Annotated in this window: 23 protein-coding genes, 1 pseudogene and 1 riboswitch; of the genes and pseudogenes, 12 read left to right on the plus strand and 12 right to left on the minus strand. The window is 70.2% G+C overall.

The genetic code is table 11. The features are described 5' to 3' along the window. Window positions 1-7 precede the first annotated feature (7 nt). Window positions 8-730: a FadR/GntR family transcriptional regulator gene (locus O7620_RS11225; RefSeq protein WP_151487860.1), complete on the plus strand. Its 723-nt coding sequence runs from the start codon at window positions 8-10 to the stop codon at window positions 728-730. Between the two features lie 10 nt (window positions 731-740). Here the strand turns inward: O7620_RS11225 and O7620_RS11230 are convergent, their stop codons facing one another. Genes O7620_RS11230 through O7620_RS11250 form a run of 5 tightly spaced genes read right to left on the minus strand, consistent with a single transcriptional unit; the run spans window position 741 to window position 4,767 of the window. Further along, window positions 741-1,703 (minus strand): aldo/keto reductase, encoded by a 963-nt coding sequence (locus O7620_RS11230; protein ID WP_225854107.1) that lies wholly within the window; start codon window positions 1,701-1,703, stop codon window positions 741-743. After that, on the minus strand, window positions 1,700-1,852 hold the full coding sequence (locus O7620_RS11235; RefSeq protein ID WP_278122994.1) for a hypothetical protein: 153 nt from the start codon (window positions 1,850-1,852) through the stop codon (window positions 1,700-1,702). Before O7620_RS11235 ends, O7620_RS11230 begins: the two co-directional genes overlap by 4 nt. Then, complete coding sequence (locus O7620_RS11240; RefSeq protein WP_278122995.1) at window positions 1,849-2,667, minus strand: ATP-binding cassette domain-containing protein; 819 nt, start codon at window positions 2,665-2,667, stop codon at window positions 1,849-1,851. The genes O7620_RS11235 and O7620_RS11240 overlap by 4 nt, the downstream gene beginning before the upstream one ends. Beyond that, entirely contained in the window at window positions 2,667-3,719 is a 1,053-nt protein-coding gene (locus O7620_RS11245) for an ABC transporter substrate-binding protein (protein ID WP_278122996.1), read from the minus strand. Before O7620_RS11245 ends, O7620_RS11240 begins: the two co-directional genes overlap by 1 nt. Window positions 3,720-3,759: 40 nt before the next feature. After that, window positions 3,760-4,767: an ABC transporter permease gene (locus O7620_RS11250; RefSeq protein WP_278122997.1), complete on the minus strand. Its 1,008-nt coding sequence runs from the start codon at window positions 4,765-4,767 to the stop codon at window positions 3,760-3,762. Between the two features lie 784 nt (window positions 4,768-5,551). Continuing rightward, window positions 5,552-5,706: riboswitch (cobalamin riboswitch) on the plus strand. Between the two features lie 34 nt (window positions 5,707-5,740). Between O7620_RS11250 and O7620_RS11255 the strand changes: the two genes are divergently transcribed. The 7 genes from O7620_RS11255 (at window position 5,741) to O7620_RS11285 (ending at window position 12,058) form a co-directional block, all read left to right on the plus strand. Next, a complete protein-coding gene (locus tag O7620_RS11255; RefSeq protein WP_151487855.1) occupies window positions 5,741-5,944 on the plus strand; it encodes a CbtB domain-containing protein in 204 nt (67 codons plus the stop codon). Continuing rightward, window positions 5,935-6,699, plus strand: coding sequence for a CbtA family protein (locus O7620_RS11260; protein WP_151487854.1), 765 nt, complete (start codon window positions 5,935-5,937; stop codon window positions 6,697-6,699). Before O7620_RS11255 ends, O7620_RS11260 begins: the two co-directional genes overlap by 10 nt. Beyond that, entirely contained in the window at window positions 6,696-7,304 is a 609-nt protein-coding gene (locus O7620_RS11265; RefSeq protein ID WP_151487853.1) for a histidine phosphatase family protein, read from the plus strand. The genes O7620_RS11260 and O7620_RS11265 overlap by 4 nt, the downstream gene beginning before the upstream one ends. A 605-nt stretch (window positions 7,305-7,909) precedes the next feature. After that, the gene (locus tag O7620_RS11270) at window positions 7,910-8,506 is read left to right on the plus strand and encodes a hypothetical protein (protein WP_278122998.1); all 597 of its coding nucleotides are present in this window, start codon (window positions 7,910-7,912) and stop codon (window positions 8,504-8,506) included. A 380-nt stretch (window positions 8,507-8,886) separates the two neighbouring features. After that, window positions 8,887-9,906, plus strand: coding sequence for a polysaccharide deacetylase family protein (locus tag O7620_RS11275; protein WP_278122999.1), 1,020 nt, complete (start codon window positions 8,887-8,889; stop codon window positions 9,904-9,906). A gap of 181 nt (window positions 9,907-10,087) precedes the next feature. Next, on the plus strand, window positions 10,088-11,548 hold the full coding sequence (locus O7620_RS11280; protein WP_151487850.1) for an SDR family oxidoreductase: 1,461 nt from the start codon (window positions 10,088-10,090) through the stop codon (window positions 11,546-11,548). Between the two features lie 33 nt (window positions 11,549-11,581). Beyond that, window positions 11,582-12,058, plus strand: coding sequence for a heme-degrading domain-containing protein (locus O7620_RS11285; protein ID WP_278123000.1), 477 nt, complete (start codon window positions 11,582-11,584; stop codon window positions 12,056-12,058). 122 nt (window positions 12,059-12,180) lie between these two features. On the opposite strand, the gene O7620_RS11290 is transcribed toward O7620_RS11285, so the two are convergent. After that, window positions 12,181-13,554, minus strand: coding sequence for an FAD-dependent oxidoreductase (locus O7620_RS11290; protein ID WP_278123001.1), 1,374 nt, complete (start codon window positions 13,552-13,554; stop codon window positions 12,181-12,183). 525 nt (window positions 13,555-14,079) lie between these two features. Between O7620_RS11290 and O7620_RS11295 the strand changes: the two genes are divergently transcribed. Then, window positions 14,080-14,274 carry an SHOCT domain-containing protein gene (locus O7620_RS11295; RefSeq protein ID WP_278123002.1) on the plus strand — a complete coding sequence of 65 codons (195 nt, stop codon included), beginning with the start codon at window positions 14,080-14,082 and terminating at the stop codon, window positions 14,272-14,274. 22 nt (window positions 14,275-14,296) lie between these two features. Here O7620_RS11295 and O7620_RS11300 read toward each other — a convergent pair whose 3' ends face one another. Continuing rightward, window positions 14,297-14,683, minus strand: coding sequence for a MerR family transcriptional regulator (locus tag O7620_RS11300; RefSeq protein ID WP_278123003.1), 387 nt, complete (start codon window positions 14,681-14,683; stop codon window positions 14,297-14,299). 103 nt (window positions 14,684-14,786) lie between these two features. On the opposite strand from O7620_RS11300, the pseudogene O7620_RS11305 reads away from it, so the two are divergent. Next, a pseudogene (locus O7620_RS11305) lies at window positions 14,787-15,507 on the plus strand (SDR family oxidoreductase). 430 nt (window positions 15,508-15,937) lie between these two features. Here the strand turns inward: O7620_RS11305 and O7620_RS11310 are convergent. The 3 genes from O7620_RS11310 to glsA all read right to left on the minus strand — a co-directional run bounded on the left by O7620_RS11310 (window position 15,938) and on the right by glsA (window position 20,080). Continuing rightward, window positions 15,938-17,257, minus strand: a complete 1,320-nt coding sequence (locus O7620_RS11310) for an ammonium transporter (protein WP_278123004.1) — start codon at window positions 17,255-17,257, stop codon at window positions 15,938-15,940. Between the two features lie 81 nt (window positions 17,258-17,338). Then, a complete protein-coding gene (gene glnII / locus O7620_RS11315; protein WP_278123005.1) occupies window positions 17,339-18,358 on the minus strand; it encodes a glutamine synthetase in 1,020 nt (339 codons plus the stop codon). Between the two features lie 63 nt (window positions 18,359-18,421). Then, on the minus strand, window positions 18,422-20,080 hold the full coding sequence (glsA, locus tag O7620_RS11320) for a glutaminase A (protein WP_225854105.1): 1,659 nt from the start codon (window positions 20,078-20,080) through the stop codon (window positions 18,422-18,424). 310 nt (window positions 20,081-20,390) lie between these two features. On the opposite strand from glsA, the gene O7620_RS11325 reads away from it, so the two are divergent. Beyond that, a complete protein-coding gene (locus O7620_RS11325; protein ID WP_255473632.1) occupies window positions 20,391-21,071 on the plus strand; it encodes an SDR family oxidoreductase in 681 nt (226 codons plus the stop codon). A gap of 46 nt (window positions 21,072-21,117) precedes the next feature. Here the strand turns inward: O7620_RS11325 and O7620_RS11330 are convergent, their stop codons facing one another. Together O7620_RS11330 and O7620_RS11335 are read right to left on the minus strand one after the other, a co-directional pair. Beyond that, entirely contained in the window at window positions 21,118-21,558 is a 441-nt protein-coding gene (locus O7620_RS11330; protein WP_278123006.1) for a DUF4395 domain-containing protein, read from the minus strand. Window positions 21,559-21,701: 143 nt separating this feature from the next. Continuing rightward, the gene (locus O7620_RS11335) at window positions 21,702-22,163 is read right to left on the minus strand and encodes a thioredoxin family protein (protein ID WP_278123007.1); all 462 of its coding nucleotides are present in this window, start codon (window positions 22,161-22,163) and stop codon (window positions 21,702-21,704) included. A 322-nt stretch (window positions 22,164-22,485) separates the two neighbouring features. On the opposite strand from O7620_RS11335, the gene O7620_RS11340 reads away from it, so the two are divergent. Next, window positions 22,486-23,568 (plus strand): DUF1996 domain-containing protein, encoded by a 1,083-nt coding sequence (locus O7620_RS11340; protein ID WP_278123008.1) that lies wholly within the window; start codon window positions 22,486-22,488, stop codon window positions 23,566-23,568. The last annotated feature ends 140 nt before the right edge of the window (window positions 23,569-23,708 follow it).

Here is a 23,708-nt window from a genome sequence, read left to right on the forward strand (position 1 = left end):
AGGTGTCATGTCCCGCACCGACGAAGTGGTCAACGGCATCAAACGGATGATCCTCGAAGGGCAGTTCAAGCCCGGCGACCGGTTGCCCATCGAGAAAGACCTCGCCGAGTCGCTCGGCGTCTCACGGGGATCGCTGCGCGAGGGCATGTCGGCCCTGTCCATCCTCGGCATCGTCAACATCCGCCAGGGCGACGGCACCTACGTCACGAACCTCGACGCGCCGCAACTGCTGGCCCCGATGGGCTTCGTCGTGGACTTCCAGGGCCAGGGCGACCCGCGGCACATCCACACCGTCCGACGGCTGTTGGAGTGCGAGGCCGCCCGGCTGGCGGCGACCAGGATCACCGACGAGGCCCTCACCCAGGCAGGGGAACTGCTCGACGAGGCGGCCCGGATCGCCGGTCAGTCTCCACAGGACCACGAACGAATCATGGAGATCGACATCGCCTTCCACCGGATCATCGCCGTGCACGCCGAGAATCCGGTGCTCGTCGGCCTGATCGAGGCGTTCGCCGGGCGCACCCTGCGGGGGCGCTTGTGGCGGAGCCTGCACGAGGAGGGCGCGGACCGGCGTACCCACGACGAGCACGTGGCGATCCTGAAGGCCCTCGTGGCACGCGACCCCGAACGGGCCCGCATCCGGATGGCCAACCACCTGATCGGGGTGGAGGAGTCGTTGCACTGGTTGCCCGACGAGGGTGACGCGACCGCCGAGACCCCCCGGACGTGAAGGTCCACCCTCACGACTGCACGTCGAGCAGCCCCACCTCGTACAGCGCCGTCCAGAGCTGATCCGGGACGTCGGCGTCGGTGCGGCGCAGGGTTTCGGTCACCTGGGCCGCGTCGCGCATGCCGACCACCGTGGAGACCACGGCCGGGTGCCGGCGGACGAACGCCAACGCCGCCTCGGGCAGGGTGACGCCGTACGCCCGGCACACCTGCGCCGCCCGCCGCGCGTGCTCGATCACCTCCGCCGGGGCCTGCTGATAGTCGTAGACGGCGTCGGACGGCGGCATGTCCCGGGCCAGCAGCCCGGAGTTGTAGACCCCCGCGATCACCACACCGACGCGGCGGGCCTGCGCGGCGGGCAGCAGGTCGGTCAACGCACCCTGCTCCAGCAGGGTGAACCGGCCGGCGCACATCACCACGTCCACATCGGTCTCCGCCACGAACCGGGCCAGCATCGCGGACTGGTTCATCCCGGCCCCGATTGCCCCGATCACACCCTGCTCGCGCAGCTCCACCAACGCCGGCACCGCCTCGTACGCGGCCTGCTCCCAATGCTCGTCCGGGTCATGCAGGTACACCACGTCGATGCGGTCCAGGCCGGTACGCCGAAGGCTGGCCTCCAGCGAGCGTCGTACGCCGTCCCGGCTGAAGTCCCAGACCCGCCGGTGCTCGGCCGGCACATCGAACCCGTCCGGATCCCGCAGATGCGCGGTCTCCGGCGACGGCACCAGCAACCGGCCGACCTTCGTCGACACCACGTACTCGTCGCGCGGGCGGGAGCGCAGCGCGGCACCCAGGCGCCGCTCCGACAGGCCGAGCCCGTAGTGCGGCGCCGTGTCGAAGTACCGGATCCCGCCGTCCCACGCGGCGTCCACCGCGGCGGCGAAGTCCTCGTCCGACGTCACCCGGTAGAGGTTGCCGCCCTGCGAAGCGCCGAAGCCCAGCGCGGTGAGGTGCGGCTGACGGCCCGTCACCGGCCGAGCCAGCCGCCGCCGACGGCCGGGACGATGCCGCAGATGCCGGTGTATGCCACCGCGATGCGGACCTGCCCGGGGCCGGGCGGCTGCGGGGCGCGGTCCACGATCGCGGGATCGGGCGCGCCCCGGCAGACGACTGCCGTCACCGATCCTCCCGTTCCGTACTGGTGCTTCCGGTCATCGCGGCGACCAGGTCGTCGGTGGTCACCTCATCGGCGCGCAACCGGGCCGCCCGCCGGCCGAGGCGCAGCACCTCGACCCGGTCGGCGATCTCCAGCACCTGCGGCATGTTGTGGCTCACCAGCACCACCGACATGCCGGCGTCACGGGCGCGCCGGACGACGTCGAGCACCCGTCCGGTCTGGACGACGCCGAGCGCCGCGGTGGGCTCGTCGAGGATGACCACGTTGGTCGCCCAGATGATCGCCCGGGCCACCGCCACGCACTGCCGTTGCCCACCGGACAACATGGCGATCGGGGTGGTGACCCGGGGAATTCGTACGCCCAGCTCGTCCAGCGCGGCGGCGGCGCCCTGCCGCATGGCCCGTTTGTCGAGCAGCCCGAGCCGGCCGAGCGGCCCGGAGCGCAGGATCTCCCGCCCCAGGTACAGGTTGGCCGCCACGCTGAGGTCGTCGGCGACGGCGAGATCCTGGTAGACGGTTTCCACCCCCGCGCGCCGGGCGTCGACCGGGTTGGAGAACTGGACGGGACGACCGCCCACCCGGATCTCACCCTCGTCGGGCGGGTGCACACCGGACAGCGTCTTGATCAGCGTGCTCTTGCCGGCGCCGTTGTCGCCGATCAGCGCGACGACCTCACCCCGGTGGACCGTGAAGTCGGCGCCGCGCAGCGCCTCGACGTGCCCGAACCGCTTGACGATGCCGCGGGCTTCGAGGACCGGCGGTTCCGCGGCGGCCGGGCTCTCGTCGGTGTCGGTGAATGCCGTTGGGGTCGCGCCCATCACTGCACCGGGGGGTTGGCGCAGCTGGGCTCGAGCACCGCCTTGATCTCCGCGGAGTCGATGTTCTCCTTGGTGACGAACGTGACCCCGGTGTCGGCGGACGCCAGCGGCGCCCTGTCCCGGAGGTGCTTGACCATCTTGTCGACCCCGAAGTAGCCCATCTTGAACGGGTTCTGCACGACCAGCGCCGAGATCTGACCGCTGCGCACACCGGCGATCTCGTCGGGGGCGGCGTCCCAGCCGATGATGACCACCTTGCCGGACTTGCCGGCGGCCTGGATCGCCTGCGCGGCGCCGAGCACGCTCGGCTCGTTGGCCGCGAAGACGCCGGCGAGGTTGGGGTTGGCGGTGAGGATGTTCTCGGTGACCCGCCGTGCCTCGTTGACGTCACTGCGGCTGGGCTGCTGACCGACCAGCTTCAGGTTGGGGAACTGGGCCAGGCCGGCCTTGAAGCCGTCGACCCGCTCGGTGTTGGTCTGCGATCCGGGCTGGAACTCGACCAGCGCCACCTCGTGGTTGCCGGGGCCGAGTTCGGTGGCGAGCAGCTTCGCGGCCTCGACCGCCGATGCGCGGTTGTCGGTGGCGAAGAGCGGAACGGCCGACGGCTGCGGGCTGGTGCCGGAGTCGATCATCGCGACCGGGATGTTGGCGGCGAGCGCCTGGTCGGTGGCCGGCGCCAAGGCGCGGGAGTCGGTGGCCGCGTAGACGATGCCGTCGACCTTCTTGGTGACGAAGTTCTGGATCAGGTTGACCTGGCCCTCGACATCGGTCTCGGTCGTCACCCCGTCCCACTGGACGGTGACGTTGCCGGCGCGTTGCGCGGCGCACTCGGCACCCGCCTTTACCGTGTTCCAGTAGTCGGCCCCGACGGCCTTCGGCACCACGGCGAGCTTCAGCGGCCCGCTCGCGTCCTTGGTCGCGCCGTCGCCTCCGTCGCGGACCTCGACCCCGCCGCAGGCGCTGAGCAGAGCGGTCGCCGCGGCGGCAGCCAGGATGGCTCGTGTGCGCAGGAGGTGCCCTCGCGCGCGCCGGCTGGTGGTGGTGTGTGCCATGGTGTGTGTCCTTCCTCGTTCGGACTCTCGAAATGGCATGTCAACCCCGTGCTTCCAGCCGCTGGCGGCGGTACTGGTCGAAGTAGACGGCGGCCCAGATGATCAGGCCGACGATCACCTGCTGGTAGTGGATGCTGATGTCGAGCAGGACGGCGCCGTTGCGCACCAGGGCGATGAGGAAGGCGCCGATGATGGTCCCGACGATCCGGCCCTGCCCGCCGAAGAGGCTTGCGCCGCCGATGACCGCGGCGGCGATGACGTCGAGTTCCAGTGAGATGCCGTAGTTCGGCTGACCCGAGTTGACCCGGGAGGCGGCGATCATGCCGCCCAGCCCGACCAGGACCCCGGCCAGCACGTACACCCCGGTCAGGTAGCGACCCACCCGGATGCCCGAGCGGCGGGCCGCCTCCAGGTTGGAGCCCATCGCGTAGGTGTACTGACCGAACCGGGTCTGGGAGAGCAGGAAGGCGACTCCGACGGCCACGAGGGCGGTGATCACCACGGCGAACGGGATGCCGATGATCTCGCCGTTGCCCAGCATCTGGAAGGACCGGGGCAGGCCGTAGACGCCGACCGCGCCGGTGATGATGAAGACGAGACCGCGACCCACCGACATCGTCCCCAGCGTCGCGATGAACGGCGGAATTCGGGCGACGGTGACCAGCAGCCCGTTCACCAGCCCGGCCAGCGCGCCGACGCCGATTGCGACCGCGGTCGCGGCCCAGAGCGGGAAGCCGAGGTCACGGACAACCATCGCCCCGGCGACGCCGGCGAGGGCGGCGACCGACCCCACCGACAGGTCGATGCCCTTGGTGATGATGACCATCGTCTGCGCCGCGGCGATGATGGCGATCACCGCCGTCTGCGCCCCGATGTTGAACAGGTTGTCCGCCGTCAAGAAATAGGGACTGGCGAAGCTCAACGCGATGAACAGGACGACGAGCGCGGTGGCGGCGGTGAACTCGGAGACGGCGTGCGAGATCCGTTCCCGGAACCAGTCGCTGAGTTCGCCGCGCTGCCTGCCGGCGGTTGCCTCGACGGTACTCATCGTCGGACCTGACCTCCCCAGCCGTGGCGCCGACACCCGACGGATGACCGCCGGTGAGCGGAGCACCTGTGAGAACCGAGCCTCCTCGGCAGGGAGAGCACGAACCGAAGCCCGCATCACCGTCGAGATAGGTCGGATGTTTCGCTCGATCAGGCGTTACCATGCCATGCATTCAGGTATGTTGCCAAGGTCTTACGACCATGTTTTGCCATCGTTATCCGAGCCGCCGGCCGCATACGTCCGATCAAACTGCCACCACCACGACGGCCCCGGACGTGGCCACCGCCGGACGTCGGCGAGGCGGCCCACTCGGGCGTCCACACCGGAATGTCGGCAGGATGCGGCGAGGTGGCGAGCCACGCACACGGCATCGTGGATCGACCATCGCCGGCCCGTGCATGTTATCGATAACACACGATGTGTCGATACCAGATCGCGAAGGCGTCCGCGCCGCGGCTGGACCCAAAGGTGGTGGTAAGCGTCGACGATGCCCGACGCGAGCGGGTCGCTTGTCGTCATCGGCCACGCCCTGGTGCGCTCAGGCACCCGCCCGGTCGGTGGATCGGTCGGCAGCATTGACGTGTTAGCGGTAACATGCACCTACCATCGGCCGCAGCCGGATCGGACCCGCGCACCGACAGCGGCGGTGGCCACCATTGGCATCGAGCTTTGGTATGACGAATCAGCCGACACCGATCCGGCTCGAACAGCCACCGACCAGCCGCACCCGCACCACGATCGCAGGCACCGACGGCTTCGGGTCCGGGCCCGTGCGGCCGGGTTGACCGCCCGAGGCGGCACCGATACCGTCGACCCACTATCTGCGGCGACACGAGGGAAGCCGGTGTGAATCCGGCGCGGTCGCGCCACTGTGAGCGGTCCACCGTTTCGACGGAGGCCCGCGAGCCAGGACGCTCGGTCGTCCGCAGCCTTGCGATGGGGACGCGTCATCCCCGGGGAGGTTCGTGTACGCATGTCCAGTTCCACGTCCAGCCAGCCGTTGGTGCACCCCGCTGGCACCGCACGTCTTCTGTGGACGGTCCTGACGACCGTCGCCGTGCTCACCCTGCTGGCCTACCTTGTCGCCTTCGACCAGGGCGCGGTCTCGCGCAGCGGCATGTACCTGCACGAACTCATGCACGACGGGCGGCACCTGCTGGGCGTCCCGTGCCACTGAACACCACCACCGCTCCCCCGTTCGTCACCGTCCTCGTCCGTGGCCTGCTCGCCGGACTGGTAGCCGGCCTGCTCGCGGGGGCGTTCGCCTACGTCGCCGGTGAACCGCGGATCGAGGCGGCCATCGCGATCGAGGAGGCGGCCACGCACGCCGAGCCGGCCGCCGGCGGGCACCAGCACGAGGACGCCCTGGTCAGCAGGAGTGGTCAGCGGGGTGGGCTGTTCCTGGCCACCGGCCTGTTCGGTGCCGCGATGGGTGGCCTGCTGGCCACCGCGTACGTCCTGCTGTCGCGCCGGCGACGCGCCTACGACGACGGACGGTCGGGGCTGCTGCTAGCCGGCGCGGCGCTGCTCGGCGCGGTGATCGTGCCGTTCCTCAAGTATCCGGCGAATCCGCCGGCGGTCGGCGACCCGGCGACCATCAACCAGCGCACCGTCACCTACCTGCTGATGGTGGTGCTCGGCCTGGTGGCGGTCTGGGCGGGCTCGTTGGGCTACCGGGCGGTCGGCGTCGGGGCACCGACGTGGCTGCGCGTGGCCGCAGCCGTCGGCGGCTTCCTGCTGGTCACCGTGGTGTCGTACGTGGTGATGCCGTCCTTCCAGGAGGTCCCGGCCGACTTCCCGGCGACCCTGCTGTGGGACTTCCGGCTGGCCTCGCTCGGCACCCAGGTCGTGCTCTGGACCGGGATCGGTCTGCTGTTCGCGGCCCTGATGCACGACCGGCGCCGGGCCACGAGCGCGGCGCCGGTGACGTGACCGCCACCAGCCTGCGGCTGGTCGCACACGGGCACACCGCCGCCCTGCGGAGGGCACGCTTCGGCGGAACGGACGACGGTCTGGACGAGGGTGGCCTGCGGGCCGTCCTCGCCCTGGCCTGCGCCCCAGAGGGCCGGTGGGGACACCTGGGCGCCGCCGATGTCGGGCTGTCCAGTCCCGCGGCGGCGGCCGTCCAGACCGCCGACGCCCTCGGCCTCACGCCGACCGTCGAGGCGGCGCTGACCGACTGCGACTACGGCCACTGGACCGGACGGTCACTCGACGACGTCGCGGCCGACCAACCGCAGGCGCTGCACGAGTGGCTGTCCACACCGGACGCGGCACCCCATGGCGGCGAGTCCGTGACCGCGGTGCGGGACCGCGTCGGCCACTGGTTGGACGGGCAGCGCGGACGCGGGCGGCGGGTCGTGGCCGTCACCCATCCGCTCGTCATCCGGGTCGCGGTCGTGCACGCCCTCGGGCTCCCGACGGCGACGTACCGCCAGGTGGACGTCGAACCGTTGGCGGTCGTCCGACTCACCGACCACGGCGCACGATGGCAGCTACGACTGGCCGCACCCGCGACACCGCGGATGTCCGCCTGAGCGTCGGCCCGGCCGGCAGGCCGTGGCCATCCTTCTGGACGGCCACGGCCTGAGCCCGGCTCCGGGCACCTGTCAACGGCGGCCGAGGATGGGCGTCAGGACCGAGGCGGCCAACAGGTACGCCGTGGGCACCCAGCTGATGTCGCTGGTCAAGACGCTCAGGGCCCTTCCGATGGTCGACTGCGCTCTCCTTCGGAGTCGGCCTGACATCGTTGTCATCGAGCTCGTGACGATGAAGGCGGGAGTTAGGGGGACTGCCGCTGATAGTTCCGGGCAGGGCACAGCGATGTCAACGGGTTGATCACACCGAAACGTCACGGTGGCGGTCGTCAGGCGAACACCGGCCGAACCGACGACGGGTGGTGCGGCGGGAGGCTGACCGCCGGGACCGCCGTGTCGCCGCCCGTCCGTCGCCTGGCGATCCGGCCCGTGTCCGCCGTGGACAGACTCCCGCATCCGCCGACGCACGCGGCAGAGGAATACGACCCGGGTCTGACAGAGGGGGCCGAAGGTCCCCCCAGGAGCGGTACGGCGGCACTGATCGGCAGCCCTCGCGGCGAGTGGAATAGGGGCGACACCGACAGACGAGAAAGGACGTGGACACCATGACCGCCACTCAGCTCCCCACGACCCCCCGGCACGACACCCCCGCCGGACGCAACGGCACCACGGTGACCGCTCCCGCGACCGTCATCGCCACCACCGAGACCAGGACGCAGAAGGCCACCCGGTTCACCCTCGCCGGCCTGCGCATCGCCCTCGGCTGGATCTTCCTCTGGGCCTTCATCGACAAGGTCTTCGGGCTCGGCTTCGCCACCAAGGCCCAGGGCGCCTGGATCGACGGCGGCAGCCCCACCAAGGGCTTCCTCGGCAACGCCGTCACCGGCCCGTTCGCCGACGTGTACAAGGGCTTCGCCGGCGCCGCCTGGGCCGACTGGCTCTTCATGATCGGCCTGGCCGCCATCGGCACCGCGCTGATCCTCGGCATCGGCCTGCGCGTCGCCGCGGTCGCCGGTGGCCTGCTCCTGGTCCTCATGTTCACCGCGGTGCTGCCCCCGGAAAACAACCCCGTCATGGACGACCACCTGATCTACGCCGGTGTCCTCGCCGTCCTCGCCCTGACCGCCGCCGGCGACACCCTCGGCCTCGGCAAGCCGTGGGCCAGGCTCCCCCTCGTCCAGCGCCTGCCCTGGCTCCGGTAACCACCACGGATCGTCCACGGTCGGCACCCACCGGTGCCGGCCGTGGACGTCGTCGTGCCGGTGCGCCGGACACCGCCGCGACCCTGAGGGTGCCGTCGAAACTTTCGGGTGCTTTCCGGATCGAACTGAGTCGATCTTTATTCGGTGCTGGATGGGCTCTTCATCGCCTGGCACCCGACCCGCGCGTCCGCGCCGCTGCGGTTCCGGAGCCCTTCCGGAACTTGTTGACGTGCCGGAATTCTCGCTGTAATACTTCGATTCATTGAGGTCGATGCGATCAGTTCGTCGGGTACCAGTCGGCCTTCCCACCCATACCCACCTGTCCGTGGCGCGCCGCCGCATGTCCGGCGCGCGTTCGGGCCTGGTTGAAGGGGCACCAGATGAGCACTGTCTCCGCTGGCGTGGTCGCCGGTCCCAAGCGGCTTCGTGCGGCGCTCGCCGTCCTCGCCACCGCCGTCGCGACCTCCGGCGTCGTCATCGCCGCCACCGCCACCGCGTCCAGCGCGGCCGCCTGCAACGGCTACGTCGGGCTGACCTTCGACGACGGACCGACCGGCAGCACCGGCGCACTGCTGAACGCGCTGCGCGCCAACGGCGCACGGGCCACCATGTTCAACGTCGGGCAGAACGTGCAGAACAACCGGTCGGCGGCGCAGGCGCAGGTGGCCGCCGGCATGTGGGTCGGCAACCACAGCTGGAACCACGCGCACATGACCTCGATGAGCCAGGCGCAGATGCAGTCCGACCTGTCCCAGACCAGCTCGGCCATCCAGTCGGCCACCGGCAGCCGGCCGCAGCTGTTCCGCCCGCCGTACGGGGAGACCAACGGCACCCTCCAGTCGGTCGCCTCGTCGCTGGGCATGCGCCAGGTGATCTGGGACGTGGACTCCCAGGACTGGAACGGCGCCAGCGTCAGCCAGATCGTGGCCAACGCCAGCCGCCTGCAGAGCGGCCAGGTCATCCTCATGCACGACGGCATCCAGAACACCCGGGACGCGATCCCGCAGATCATGGCAAACCTCACCAGCCGCAACCTGTGCCCCGGCATGATCTCGCCGTCCACCGGCCGGGCGGTCGCGCCCGACGGCACGACCCCGCCGCCCGGCACGACCCCGCCGCCCGCCGGCAGTTGCTCCGCGACCGCGACCACCACCAACGTCTGGGGTGACCGGTACAACACCTCGGTGACGGTCAGCGGCGCCACCACCTGGGCCGTGGTCGTGGCCCTCACCGCACCGCAGACGGTCTCCACCACCTGGAACGGCACCCCCAGCTGGGACGGCAGCAGCACCGTCATGACCATGCGATCCAACGGCAGCGGCAACACCTTCGGCTTCACCACGATGTTCAACGGCAACAGCGGCGCCCGCCCGCAGATCCGTTCCTGTACCGCCGGCTGACACGCCGTCGGCTCCACCGGTCGTGCGTGGCGACGCGGCGGTCGCCACGCACGACCACTCCCCTGCCCGCCGATCTGCCGACGCGCGGGATGCAGCCGCGGCCGTGAAGTGCGTACAGTTCCGGGTCGGACGTGGGCGGGCCGGGGAAACCGGCGTGGGGAACGGGACGAGACAAAGGCGCATGACGGCAGACAGCATTACCGAAAACGGTCAGCATGGGATCGACCGCAGCCGGCTGGAGACCTGTCTCAGCGTCTTCGAGGCGTTGGAGTCCCTGCCGCCCGACCACCCCGACGTGGTGCGTGTGCAGCGGGCCACCGCGAAGCTCTACAAGATCATCAAGCAGCGGCGACGTGAGGAACGGCGCGACGCCATCCTCGCGGCCGACCGTGCGGTGACGGAGGCCACCGCGACCGGCGCTCCGGGCCGCATCGACGACGAAACCCAGGGCATCCCCCTCGCCTCGCCCACCGAGGGCACCACGGCCGGCTTCCTGCACAACCCGCGCGGCTGCTACGTCTGCAAGCAGCGCTACCGCGAGGTCGACGCCTTCTACCACCAGCTCTGCCCGTCCTGTGCCGCGCTCAACCGGGAGCGCCGCGACGCCCGCACCGATCTGACCGGTCGGCGCGCGCTGCTCACCGGCGGCCGGGCGAAGATCGGCATGTACATCGCGTTGCGGCTGCTGCGCGACGGCGCGCACACGACGGTGACCACGCGGTTCCCCCACGACGCGGTGCGCCGGTTCGCCGCGATGCCGGACAGCGCGGACTGGCTGCACCGCCTGCGGATCGTCGGGATCGACCTGCGCGACCCCGCCCAGGTGATCGCCCTCGCCGACTCGGTCAGCAGCCAGGGGCCACTCGACATCCTGATCAACAACGCGGCGCAGACGGTTCGCCGCTCCCCCGGGGCGTACGCGCAGCTCATCGCCGCGGAGGCCGCGGCCCTGCCGGACGGGCCGCTGCCGGAGCTGATCACGTTCGCCAAGCCGGACGGCCACGGTGCCCCGGCGGGCAGCCTGACCGTCGGCCCGCAGTCGACCGCGCTGACCCCGCACGCGCTCACCGCCCTGGCGTTGACCAGCGGCTCCGCTTCACCGGAACGGATCGCCGCGTCCACCGCCATCGACGCCGGCGGCCTGGTGCCGGACCTCGACTCGGTCAACAGCTGGGTCCAGCGGGTGCACGAGGTCGACCCGGTCGAGCTGCTCGAGGTGCAGCTCTGCAACGTGACCGCGCCGTTCGTGCTGGTCAGCCGACTGCGACCGGCGATGGCCGCGGCGCAGGCCCGCCGCAAGTACATCGTGAACGTCTCGGCCATGGAGGGTCAGTTCGGTCGCGGCTACAAGGGGCCGGGGCATCCGCACACCAACATGGCCAAGGCCGCGTTGAACATGCTGACCCGCACCAGCGCCCAGGAGATGCTGACCGACGGCATCCTGATGACCAGCGTCGACACCGGCTGGATCACCGACGAGCGGCCCCACCCGACGAAGATGCGGCTGGCCGACGAGGGCTTCCACGCCCCACTCGACCTGGTCGACGGCGCGGCCCGGGTGTACGACCCGATCGTCCGTGGTGAGCTGGGCGAGGACCTGCACGGGGTCTTCCTGAAGGACTACGCCCCCTGCGCCTGGTGATCGACGTTCCCACCGCTCGACGAGGAGAAGTACATGTCATCCGACCATGACCAGTGGCCGACGCTGGACGAGCTGCTGCGCGAGGAGAGCGAGCTGGAGCTCGCGAGCCTGACCGAGACGGACGCGTTCGAGTTGGGCGTGCTCGCCGTCACCGCCGCCGCGCAGCAGCGACTCCCGATCTCGGTGGGCGTGTGGCGGACCGGACGCCAGCTGTTCCACAGCGGTCTGCCGGGCTCCACGGCGGACAACGACGGGTGGCTGCGCCGCAAGGGGCGGGTGGTGCTGCGGTTCGAGCACTCGTCGCTGTACATGGCCCGGCTCTGCCAGGACAAGCAGACGACGCTCACCGAGAAGTTCGGTCTGCCGGCCTCGCGGTACGCGGCGGCCGGTGGCGCGGTGCCCCTGCGCGTTCGCGGCGCGGGCGTCGTGGGCTGGTTCGGGGTGTCCGGCCTTCCGCAACTGGACGACCACCGCTTCGTCGTCGACGTCCTCCGCAAGCTTCCGCGCTAGCCGCACGGTCGGCCCCGGCGGCCGCACCGCGAGGCCGCCGGGGCCGTGCCGCCGGACCGATCGTCATCGCGCCAGCACCGGGGCCGCACGAGCGTCGTGCCCAGCTCGAAGGTCTGCGCGGGTCAGTGGCGGGCGCGCCGGTTGGCCCGCAGGGCACTCAGGATCACGCCGGGCGAGGCCAGCGAACTCGGATGCTCCCGCATGGAGACGACCTCGTTGAACCGCCGGGCTACCCCGACGTCGGTGACCGTCGCCGCGACGATCTGCCTGCTCGCCCAACTGGAGAGCCGGTAGCCGCGCGGGTAGGGCCCGTCGACGTGGGGCCGCGCCAGGTCCGCCGAGGTCGAGATCGACCAGGCGGCGTCCACCACGACCTTCTGCATGTCCAGGTACGCGCGGGCGGGCACGCTGAGGTCCGGCTTGGACCGCAGGTACGTCGACAGGCACGCCGCGTGCAGAGCAGCTGCCGTCATCCCCTGCCCGTACACCGGATTGAACGACGCGACGGCGTCACCGACGCTGACGAGGCCGGCGGGGAACCGCTTGATCGCGTGGAAGTCCCGTCGCCGGCTGTCGGCGTGCGCGTAGGTCCGCACGTCGCCGATCATCTCGTTGTCGGCCACTGCGGCGAACTCGGGCGGGAACTGCTCGCGCAGCCGGCGGACGAAGTCCTCGGCGGTGCGACCCGGTCGGTCGTCGCCGTACCCGGCCATCATGGCCATCCACTGACCGTCCTCGATGGCGAAGTACGCGGCGCCGGCCACGTCGGCTTCCATCTGCGGGCTGTGCAGCGCCAGGACGACCGTCGACGCCGGGTTCGCCTCGGTGCGCCGGAACAGCGCGGTCGCGTAGTTCAGGTGCACGGTTATCCGCCGGGTGACCGGCCGCTCCCAGCCGGCCTGCTCCAGCCAGTCCGACAGTCTGCTCGAACGCCCCATGGCGTCCACCACGAGGTCGGCGCTCTCGGCGCCCGGTGCCCCGTCGCAGCGGACCCCGGTGACGGCGGCCCCGTCGAACACGAGGCCGGTGGCGCGGGCGACGACGGTCTTGACGTTGGGCAGCCGCAGCACCTGCTGGCGGATCAGCCCCTCCAGCAGCGGCCGGCTGCCAGCCAGGCTGTCGGCGTCGTCGGGCACGACAACCTTCAGCCGACCGTCGAAGTAGTTGCGCCTGGCCTCCGGCGGCGCCTCGACCGCCCCGCGAGCCACGGCCGCTTCGCGGAAGCCGGGAAACAGGCGTTCGAGGTGGAGGAAACCGCCGGGCAGCAGCGCGTGCAGCTGGGTTCCCTGCGGTACGCCGGGCCGATCGCCGGTCACCTGCAGGTCGTCCCGCTCGATGATGAGCACGCTGTCGGCGTAGTCGGACAGCACCCGGGCGGCCAGCAGACCGGCGACGCTGCCGCCGATCACGACCGCCCTGCCCAGGATCGGGGACGCCTGGTCGGGAGGTCGCACGGCGTTCAGCACGGCGAAGACCTGAGCCGGAGAGAGGGACATCGTGCTCTCCAAGAGATGCGAGGCGTGGTGACCTTCCGTGCCCGTCGGCGGGTGCTGCGCGGACGGGGGCGGTGGACGGCCGTTGCGAATGCCCGACGATCGTTGCACACGGCCGGATGCTGCCCGAACAGCTCCACGCCGTTGTCGGATACCGGCCAGGATGCTGGACGAGGCCGACGTTCGGATGAGTCGTGCTGGCATCGACCCGCGTCTGCTGTCACGGTCTCCGGCCTGCCCGTCGCACGTCGTACCCTGCCCGGAGCCGGCCCGGCCGCCGCGACCTCCGCCCTCACCTCCTCGCGGCGGGCCAACGCGTCGCGATGCGACCCGACTCCATCGTGGGCCTCGCGTCGTCGACCGGGTGGACGTGACCTACGGCCCTGGTCGGGCGGTCTCCTGGCACTGACGGCCGCACCTGCGCGGCTCCTACCGTCGGAGTAGGACCACCAGGTGGCGGTCGGCAACACCGCCTGACGCCGCCGGTCCGGCAGAGAGGGGGCGACCACGATGATGGGATACGGAACGATGGCGGCATGGATGTGGCTCTGGCCACTGCTCGTCGTGGCCGGCGCGCTGGCCCTCAGTTGGCTCGCGCTGTGGCTGTCCCTGGCCGCACGGAAACCGCGTAGCCTGCTGGGGCGTACGGTTCTGGACGAACGCTTCGCGCGTGGCGAGATCGACGAGGACGAATATCGTCGGCGGCGGCACGTTCTGAGCTGACCGCGCGGCCGGTGGCGTCGCGTTACGCCGCCGCGGTGGTGGCGGCGTCCGCCGTGGTGCAGCCACTGGCCGGGCTCTCACTGTACGCGATGACCGCGTCGAGCCGGTCCCTGGCCTGCACGAGTCGGGTGATCTGCTCGTCGATACGGTCGCGTTCGGCGTTCAGCATGGCCCGGGACTGCGGCGTGTTGACCTTCGCCTCCACGCAGGGCAGGAGGTCCAGGATCGTCCTGCTGGACAGGCCGGCCGCGTACAACATCTGGATCAGGTGCACCCGATCGGCCGCGGCATCGCCGTAGTGGCGCTGACCGCCGCCGCTGCGGGTGGACGCGAGCAGCCCCTGCTCCTCGTAGTAGCGCAGCGCTCGCACCGACACCCCGGTGCTGCTGGCGAGTTCACCGATCCGCACGACCACTCCCCCTCACCTGGTGACGCCGGCCACAACACTTGCCTCTCACGTCAGCGTCAGGTTCTAACGTAGCCCACGCAACGGAACATCCCTGACGGAGCCTGTGGAGGCACCCAGGCGTATCTCCGGTTCGATCGCGCTGGTCACCGGCGCCAACCGTGGAATCGGCAAGCACTTCACCCGACAGCTGCTGGAGCGCGACGCGGCCACGGTGTACGCCACGGCCCGCAACCCCGAGCTGATCGACATCGCCGGCGTCGAGAAGCTGCGACTGGACATCACCGACCCGCAGTCCGTCGCCGACGCGGCGGCCGCCGCCCCCGACGTCACCCTGCTGATCAACAACGCCGGGATCTCCACCGGGGGCCAACCTCGTCGACGGCGACCTGGCCAAGATCCGGTCGGATATGGACACGCACTTCTACGGCACCCTCGCCATGGTGCGGGCGTTCGCACCGGTGCTCGCGGGCAACGGCGGCGGAGGGATCCCCAACGTCCTGTCCGCGTTGTCGTGGTTCTCCCACGACGGCGCCAACGCCTACGGCGCGGCGAAGGCGGCCGAGTGGAGCCTGACCAACGGCATCCGCCTCGAACTCGCCCGGCAGGGCACCCTCGTGACCGGCCTGCACCTCGGCGCCGCCGACACCGACATGGTCGCCGACTACGACGACGACAAGATCGACCCCGCCGATGTCGCCCGCGCCGCCCTCGACGGCATCGAGGCCGGCAGGCTCGAAGTCGTCGCCGACGAGTGGAGTGCCCACGTCAAGGCGTCCCTGGCCGCCGACCCGAGCGCGTTCTACACCGCGGCGGTGGCCGGCTGACGAAACGACGACGATCACGCCGACGTGGGTGCCCACCTCGGGCGCAGGAGGTCCGGCGCCGAGCCGGGTGCGGTGGCCGAATCGCCGGCCGCCGACCTCCCGTCCCTGCGACCATCGCTGCGACTGTCGCTGCGACTGTCGCTCACACGGGAGCGCGGTGGGTCGGTTGCTTGATCGGTGACGGCTGAGCGACTCGACACGCCGAGCATCGCGCTGCTGATCCGCCAACGATCGCCGTCGCGCTCCTGACATGCCACCGATCGGCATCGCGCTCCTGAAACGCCACCGATCGGCATCGCTCCTGAGCTGCCACCGATCGCCGGGTCGATCGGAGCACGGTCGAGGTCAGCGCTGACCGCGTACGCCGACGGACCGGGAGGGTTGGCGCACCCCTCCCGGTCCGGACATCGGCGACGTGCGTCGCAGTCGGTCAGCGGGTGTACGGACCGTTGACGACACCGCTGATCTGGTGCTGAGCGGTCTTGTCCTGCGCCCAGTCGGCGGTCGAGCCGGCGGGGGCGGTGTGCACCTTGCTCGTGTCGAAGTCGTAGGCGCTCTCCGCGTGCAGGATCTGGTCGATGCCGCTGACCTCGTCCTCCCGCCGCACCCGGAAGCCGATCGTCATGTCAATGATCTTGACGAGCAGCCACGTCAGTGCGACCGAGTACGCGGCGACGGCGAAGGCACCGACCGCCTGCTTGAGCAACTGCTCGGCACCGGCACCGGCGACGAGGCCGTCCGTGGTGTCGAACACTCCGATGAGGAGCGTGCCGACGAAACCGCCGACCGCGTGCACCGCCACGACGTCCAGCGAGTCGTCGTAGCCGAACCGGTCCTTCAGGCTGACGGCCCAGGCGCAGACGACGCCGGCGATGACACCGATGGCGATCGCACCCCAGGTGTTCACGACCGCGCAGGCCGGGGTGATGGCCACCAGACCGGCGACCGCACCCGACGCGGCGCCCAGGGAGGTGAAGCCACCCTTGCGTACGCGCTCCCAGACGAGCCAACCGATCATGCCGGCACCGGCCGCGACCTGGGTGTTCATGAAGGCGACGCTGGCGGTGCCGTTCGCGGCGAGGGCCGATCCGGCGTTGAAGCCGAACCACCCGAACCACAGCAGGCCCGAGCCGAGCATCACGAGCGGCAGGCTGTGCGCCCGCATCGACTCCCGCCGGAAGCCGACCCGGTTGCCGAGGACCAGAAGCGCGCCGAGGGCAGCCATGCCGGCGTTGATGTGGACCGCCGTGCCTCCGGCGAAGTCCTTCACGCCGAGCTTGAAGATCCAGCCGTCGGCCTGCCACACCCAGTGGGCCACCGGGAAGTACACCACGGTCACCCAGAGCGCGACGAACAGCATCCACGCACCGAACTTGGCACGGTCGGCGATCGCCCCGCTGATCAGCGCCGGCGTGATGACGGCGAACATCATCTGGAAGACCGCGAAGGCGAGCACCGGAACGCTGCCCGTCAACGTGGTGTCCGAGATCCCGCTCATGCCCACGTTGGACAGGTCACCGATGAGTCCGCGTCCACCCACGTCCTCGCCGAAGGCGAGCGAGTATCCGTAGGTCACCCAGAGCACGCTGACGATGCCCAGGCTGATGAAGCTCATCAGCAGCATGTTGAGCACGCTCTTCACGCGAACCATGCCGCCGTAGAAGAACGCCAGGCCCGGGGTCATCAGCATGACCAACGCGGCGCTGATCAGCACGAATGCGGTATCACCCGCGTCGAAGCCGTCTGGCATCGAGATGTACTCCATGTCTTGATAACTGCCGCGTCAGTGCGGCGTGGTTGGAATGTCGTCCGTGAGCGCGGACCGCAGACCTCACACAAGGTCGGCGGCCTCCAGGGCGCTGCAGCAGGTGTCGACGATGAGGCGGGTGACGGTGTACGGGTCGACGTTGGCGTTGGGCCGGCGGTCCTCGATGTAGCCCTTCTTGTCGATCTCCACCTGCCACGGGATGCGCACCGAGGCGCCGCGGTCGGAGACGCCGTAGCTGTACTCGTTCCAGGGAGCCGTCTCGTGCGCGCCGGTCAGGCGTGCCTCGACGCCGGCGCCGTAGTTGCGGATGTGCTCCGCAGGCTTGTCGCCCCGGCCGAGAGCCTCACAGGCCTCGATGATCGCCGTGTAGTTCTCCCGCATGGCGCGCGTCGAGAAGTTGGTGTGAGCGCCCGCGCCGTTCCAGTCACCCCGCGCCGGCTTCGGCTCCAGGGTCGCGGAGATGCCGAAGTCCTCGGCCGTACGGTGCAGGAGCCAGCGGGCGATCCACAGCTGGTCGGCGACCTCCAGCGGGGACAGCGGGCCGACCTGGAACTCCCACTGGCCGGGCATGACCTCGGCGTTGATGCCGGAGAGGGACAGGCCCGCGGCGAGGCAGTTGTCCAGGTGCTTCTCGACCACGGCGCGGCCGTAGATCTCGTCCGCGCCCACACCGCAGTAGTAGCCACCCTGCGGGGCCGGGTAGCCGCCGTCCGGGAAGCCCAGCGGGCGGGAGCCCTTGAAGAACGTGTACTCCTGCTCGATGCCGAACAGCGACTCCTGGGCCGCGAACTGCTCGGCCACCGGGCGCAGCAGCGCCCGCGTGTTGGACTCGTGCGGGGTGCCGTCGGTGTTGAACACCTCGCACAGCACCAGCAGGTGCGCCCCACCACGGATGGGGTCGGCGTAGGTGGCGACCGGCTCGAGGACCCGGTCGGAGCTGCTGCCCTCGGCCTGGTTGGTGCTGGAGCCGTCGAAGCCCCACGTGCCCGGCGTGACGCCGTCCTCGATGATCTTCGTCTTCGACCGCAGCTTCGCGGTCGGCGCGGTGCCGTCGATCCAGATGTATTCAGCCTTGTACGCCATGAGTCTCTTCTCCTGTGTTCGGGCCGGATGGCCCACGAAATCGTGTTCGGTCGAACCGGCGTCTCAGACCGCCGCGAGCGGCTCGTCGGTTCGTAGGAGGTGGGTGGCTGACGCCCGGCTTTCGCCCAGCGTCGAGGTGAGCACGGTGACAACGTTGTCATGTGCTCCTCGCTCGGCGTCGGAGAGCGCGGTGCCTCCCCAACGGTCCCGCAGCGTCGGATCGGCCCCGCGGTCCAGGAGGTACTGGACCACGTCGAGGTTTCCGTCGGAGGCCGCGAGGTGCAGCGCGGTCCGCCGGTCGTAGTCGGCGGAGTTCGGATCCTTCCCCGCCGCGAGCGCGAGCCGGACGTACTCCAGATCGCCGTGACTGGCGGCCCAGAGCAACCGCGTGGTCGACCCCACCTCGTCCTCGTTCCTCCCGCGCCGCGGATCGCGCTTGCCGGAGTCCTCGCCGGCAGCCAACGAGTCGTAGACGTGGAAGTTGAACCGGTTGATCAGTTCCTTGCAGAACGCGACCCCCCGGACGGAGTTGCCGAGCGCGTCGAGGCGCGGCGACCAGACGCAGATGCCCATCACGCCGGGAACCACGATCATGAGTCCGCCGGAGACGCCGCTCTTCGCCGGCAGGCCGATGGTGAAGGCGAACTCACCGGAATAGTCGTACATCCCGCACGAGGACATCAGCGACAGACACTTGCGCGCGGTGTCGGCGGAGAAGATCCGCTCCCGGGTGAGGGGATTGACACCACCGTTGGCGAGCGAGGCGGCCACGACCGACAACGACCGGGCGTCGACCTCGATGGAACAGCACTGGAAGTAGAACTCCAGCGTCTCGGTGAGGTCGGTCCCGTCCGGAAAGGCCTGGTGCTCGCGCATGAAGTACCCGAGAGCGAAGTTCCGATCCGCCGAACGCCGTTCCGAGAGATAGACGGCATTGTTGAAACCGACCGTCCCGCCCCCGGCCAACCGGCGCCACGTCTCGGCCACGTGGTCGAAACGGTCGGCCATCTCCCAACTGGGGCGCAGCAGCGAACAACACATGATCGCCCCAGAATTGATCATCGGGTTGTGCGGAAGCCCCTCGTTGTTCAACGTCAACTCGTTGAACCCGCGACCGCTGGGCTCCCGCCCGACGTGCCGGTGCACCTGTTCGGCACCGTGCTGCTCCAGCGCGAGACAGTAGTTGATCGGCTTGCAGACCGACTGGACGCAGAACGGGGTCTCCGCGTCCCCCACCGCGGCGCGCTGGCCGTCGGTGGTGCACAACGCGATGCCGAACTTCTCCGGATCCACCCGGCCCAACTGCGGGATGTAGTCGGCGACCCGCCCATCCTCGACATCCCGGAGGCCCTCGAAGATCGCGAATATCTCCGTCTGCAACGCGGCGAAGTCCGGAATGACGAGGTCCCCGCGAAGTGACCTCTCGATGACACCGCCACCCGTCCTGCACAGCGCGATGAAGCCGGCCAGATCGATCCGCGCCCGACCATCGGCGCTGGTGGCGGCCCGCACCTCGACCAGGCGCGGGTCCGTCTCGGAGATGCCCGCAACGCGCAGCCGGTCCACGAGTTCGGTCACCGCGACCGTGCCGTCGGTGTCCACAGCAAAGGACGCGAACAGCTTCCCGTACTCGGCGGCGGCGAAATCGTCGATACCGGACGGCTCAACGCCGCGGGTCCACGCCTGATCGAGGCGGCGCGGCGCGGTTCTGGTCTTCTTCATCGCGGGCATGGCGCGGGTTCAACTACTCCGTAAATGTTGGCAACGGCGTGGTGGCGACGCCATGTCCCGGCAGTCGCGTTCTGGTGACAGTCGACCTGTCAACCTTCCACGCTTGCAAAGACTAGGGAGGGCCGGTGTACGACCGCTTTATTCCGACTGACCGGCGACTGACGTCCGCGACCGCACCAACGCGGATGTCGAGACACGTGACTACATTGGGGCAGCGGTGAACCACCGCTGCTCGGGTTTCGTGACAGGTACGGTGAATTTCCAGACCGTAGAGAGTGAGCAGGTTGTGAGAATCCTTGTGGTGGGCGCCACTCAGGGCATCGGTCGCGAATTGGCCGCCGAGTACGCCAGGCGGGGTGACGAGGTGACCATTACCGGACGGGCAGCGGAACGGGCCGAGGCCGAGGCGAAGCGACTTCACGCCGAGACCGGGGGTCACGTGTCCGGACTGGCGCTCGACCTGTCCCAGCCGGAGTCGGTGGCGGAGGCGCTGAGCACGGTGGAGCGGGTGGACCGGGTCGCTGTCGCCGGCATGATCCGAGACCGCAACACCGTCGGGTCCTTCTCGGTGGAGGACGCGGTGACGCTCGCGACCACCAAGATCGTCGGCTATGCCGCGGTGGCGGCCGCCCTGCGCGACCGCCTCGCACCGGGTGCCGCCGTGCTGCTGTTCGGTGGGATGGCGAAAGACCACCCCTACCCGGGTTCCACCGTGCTGTCCACCGTCAATGCCGGGGTGATGGGCATGGTGCGCACCCTGAGCGTGGAACTCGCCCCGGCGCGGGTCAACTCGATCCACCCGGGCGCGGTCGCCGACAGTCCCGCGTGGGTGGACAAGCAGGCCATCCTCGACCCCCTGCGCAAGATCTCCCTGACCGGGGAGCTGCCCACCATGCGGCAGATCGTCGACGGGTGCGTCTTCCTGCTGGAGAACGCGGCCGCCAACGGTGTCAATCTCACCCTCGACGCCGGGCGCGCCTAGCGTCGGAGGCCCGCGATCTCGGCTGTCCTGAACCCCGGTCGGCGGTTCAGGGCAGCCGGGCGGGCACCCGTGCCGCGATCGGCCGGCCCGCGAGCCGGCGCAGGGCGAGATAGCCGAGGCAGCCGAGGCAGAGGTCGAAGGCCGCGTTGAGGAAGGCCGCCGCCAGTGCCGCGCCGGTCGCGGCGAGACTGAGCGCCGGCACCCCGGCGAGGTGACCGATCGCGGCGACCGTCACGAAGACCAGCCCGACGACCTGCGCGAAACGCACCGGCGCCGCCGGTTCGAGTTCGGTGGGTGGCGCGACCCGGGGTGCGACGACGGCGCGGTAGAGCAGGCCGTACGGGCCGAGGCGAGGATTCGCCGCCGTTCCGGCGAAGATCACCGCCTGGATGAGCAGCAACAGGGTCGAGCCGGTGATGAGGGCGACGGCGAGGACGACGGTGGTGACGGCCGCGGCGAAGCGCGGCGCGCGGGGATCGAGCAGCATGTACCGGTTCCATTCAGCGAGGACGCCGGGCCGGCGAGGGGCCGCGCGGCGACGGTGAGGGGGGACTCAGGCGGAACGGAACGACTGACAGAGGCTCGTGGACAGCCGGCCGTGATCCACGGTCCGGCGGCGGGTCAACACGATCATCGAGCAGCCTCGGCGAGCAGTGGCCGCAGCGCGGCGATCAGCTCGTCCGAGGCCGGCACCCCGGACACGCGCTGGGTGATCCGGCCGTTGGCGTCCACCACCAGCACCGTCGGCGTACGCCAGATGGCGAGCGCGCGGACCTCGTCGAGGTGCTGCTCGGCGTCGACCTCGACGACGTGGAGCCCGTCGACGTGGCCCTCGACCTCCGCCAGCACACGGCTGGTGGCCCGGCAGGGGGCGCAGAACGCCGACGAGAACTGCACGAGGGTGACCACACCGGCGGGCACGCCGAGCGTGGCGAGCTGCGGGGGTCGAGCGCCGTCGGATGCGGTCGGACGGTCGTCGCCGGCGACCGGACGGACCCGGCCGTCGCGCCGACTCCACCACCAGCCGAGGACGGTGGTGAGGGCCAGCACGCCGAGGACCACCAGGAGGCCGGTGAGGTGGGAGTGCTGCACCGCACCAGCCTGCCACAGCCGAGGTCGGGCGGCCTCCGCCGAGTGGATGACCCGCGCCACGTCGACCGACGTCGCGCCGAGCGGAGAGCGCCCACGAATGGGGAGTGCCGGCGGAGTCGCCGATTACGGTTTTTTGACAAGAATCAGGGAATTGAGATTGATCCGACACCGCAGCCGCTCGGCGAACGATATTTAAGGCAGATTTAATCGTTTCACCTCGAATGGGAGCCGGGGCGCACTCGTATTCTTCGTCCTCGGAAGAAAGGTGCTCCCCCCGATGAATGTGCGATCCATCCAGAGACAGCGTCGTTCCGTCGCCGCCGTGCTGCTGCTGACTGTGGCGCTCGCCGGCGGATGCAAGGAGGCGCCGGCCACGCCGGGCGCGTCCGGGCCGTCCAGCGACGCCGGCATCGGCTCGTCCGGCCCCGCGGCGCCGCCTCCCGCCGCCCCGGGCACCCCCACGGGTACGCCGAGCGCCCCGGCCACCCCGGCCGGCACGCCCACTCCGGGCGCGGCGAACACCCCGGCCGGCAACCCGCCCACCGCGTCCGGCGGCTGGATCACCATCGACGCCGCCGCTCAGGCGGCCGCCACGAAGGCGTTCTTCGCCCGCAAGCCCAAGCCGGTGACCGGCAACCCGGTGAAGGTGCCCGAGTTCAACGTCGGCTGCACGACCAGCCACCACAACAGCGACGACCCGATCGTGCTGCCCAAGTTGGCGGGTGCCTCGCACAACCACACGTTCTGGGGCAACAGGTCGACCGATGCCACCTCGACCGCCGAATCGCTGCGGGCGTCGAAGGCCACCACCTGCAACTCGCCCGACGACCAGTCGGCCTACTGGGTGCCGACGATGTACCAGAACGGCAAGGTCGTCGACCCGAAGGAGGTGACCGTCTACTACGGCTCCCGGCTCAAGGATCCGAGTAAGACGCAGCCGTTCCCGTTCGGCCTGCGCATGATCACCGGTAACGCGAAGAACCAGGTCGACACGCCGGACAAGCAGGGCAACCACTTCTGGTGCGCGGGCATCGGCGGCGAGATCGGCCGCAGCGCCGACAAGACCTTCCCGGTGTGCGCCAAGACCGCGAACATCGTCCGGCAGATCACCTTCCCGGACTGCTGGGACGGCAAGCACCTGGACAGCCCCGACCACAAGGCGCACATGGCCAACGGGGACCACACCGGGGCCTGCCCGAAGAGCCACCCGGTGCCGGTCCCCTCGGTGTCGTTCGTGATCTCGTACCCGTTGAGCGCGAACACCGACGGCATCACCCTCGCGTCCGGCACGTCGTTCTCGATGCACGCCGACTTCTTCAACGCCTGGAAGGACGAGGCGCTCGCCGCACGGGTGCGCAACTGCCTCGACCAGGGCGTGAAGTGCAACTCGGCCGGTAATTTCTAGCGTGATCGTCAAACCCGGGGCCGGTGTCTCAGCCCCGGGTTGACGATCACAGGCATCGGTCGACGTCGCCGACAGCGACGCGGTACGACGGCGGCGGCCGGTCACCCCTCGATCCGGGGCGGCCGGCCGCCGCCGCGTCG

Origin of the sequence: Micromonospora sp. WMMD710, assembly GCF_029626045.1 — a bacterium.
Classification (GTDB): Bacteria; Actinomycetota; Actinomycetes; order Mycobacteriales; family Micromonosporaceae; genus Micromonospora.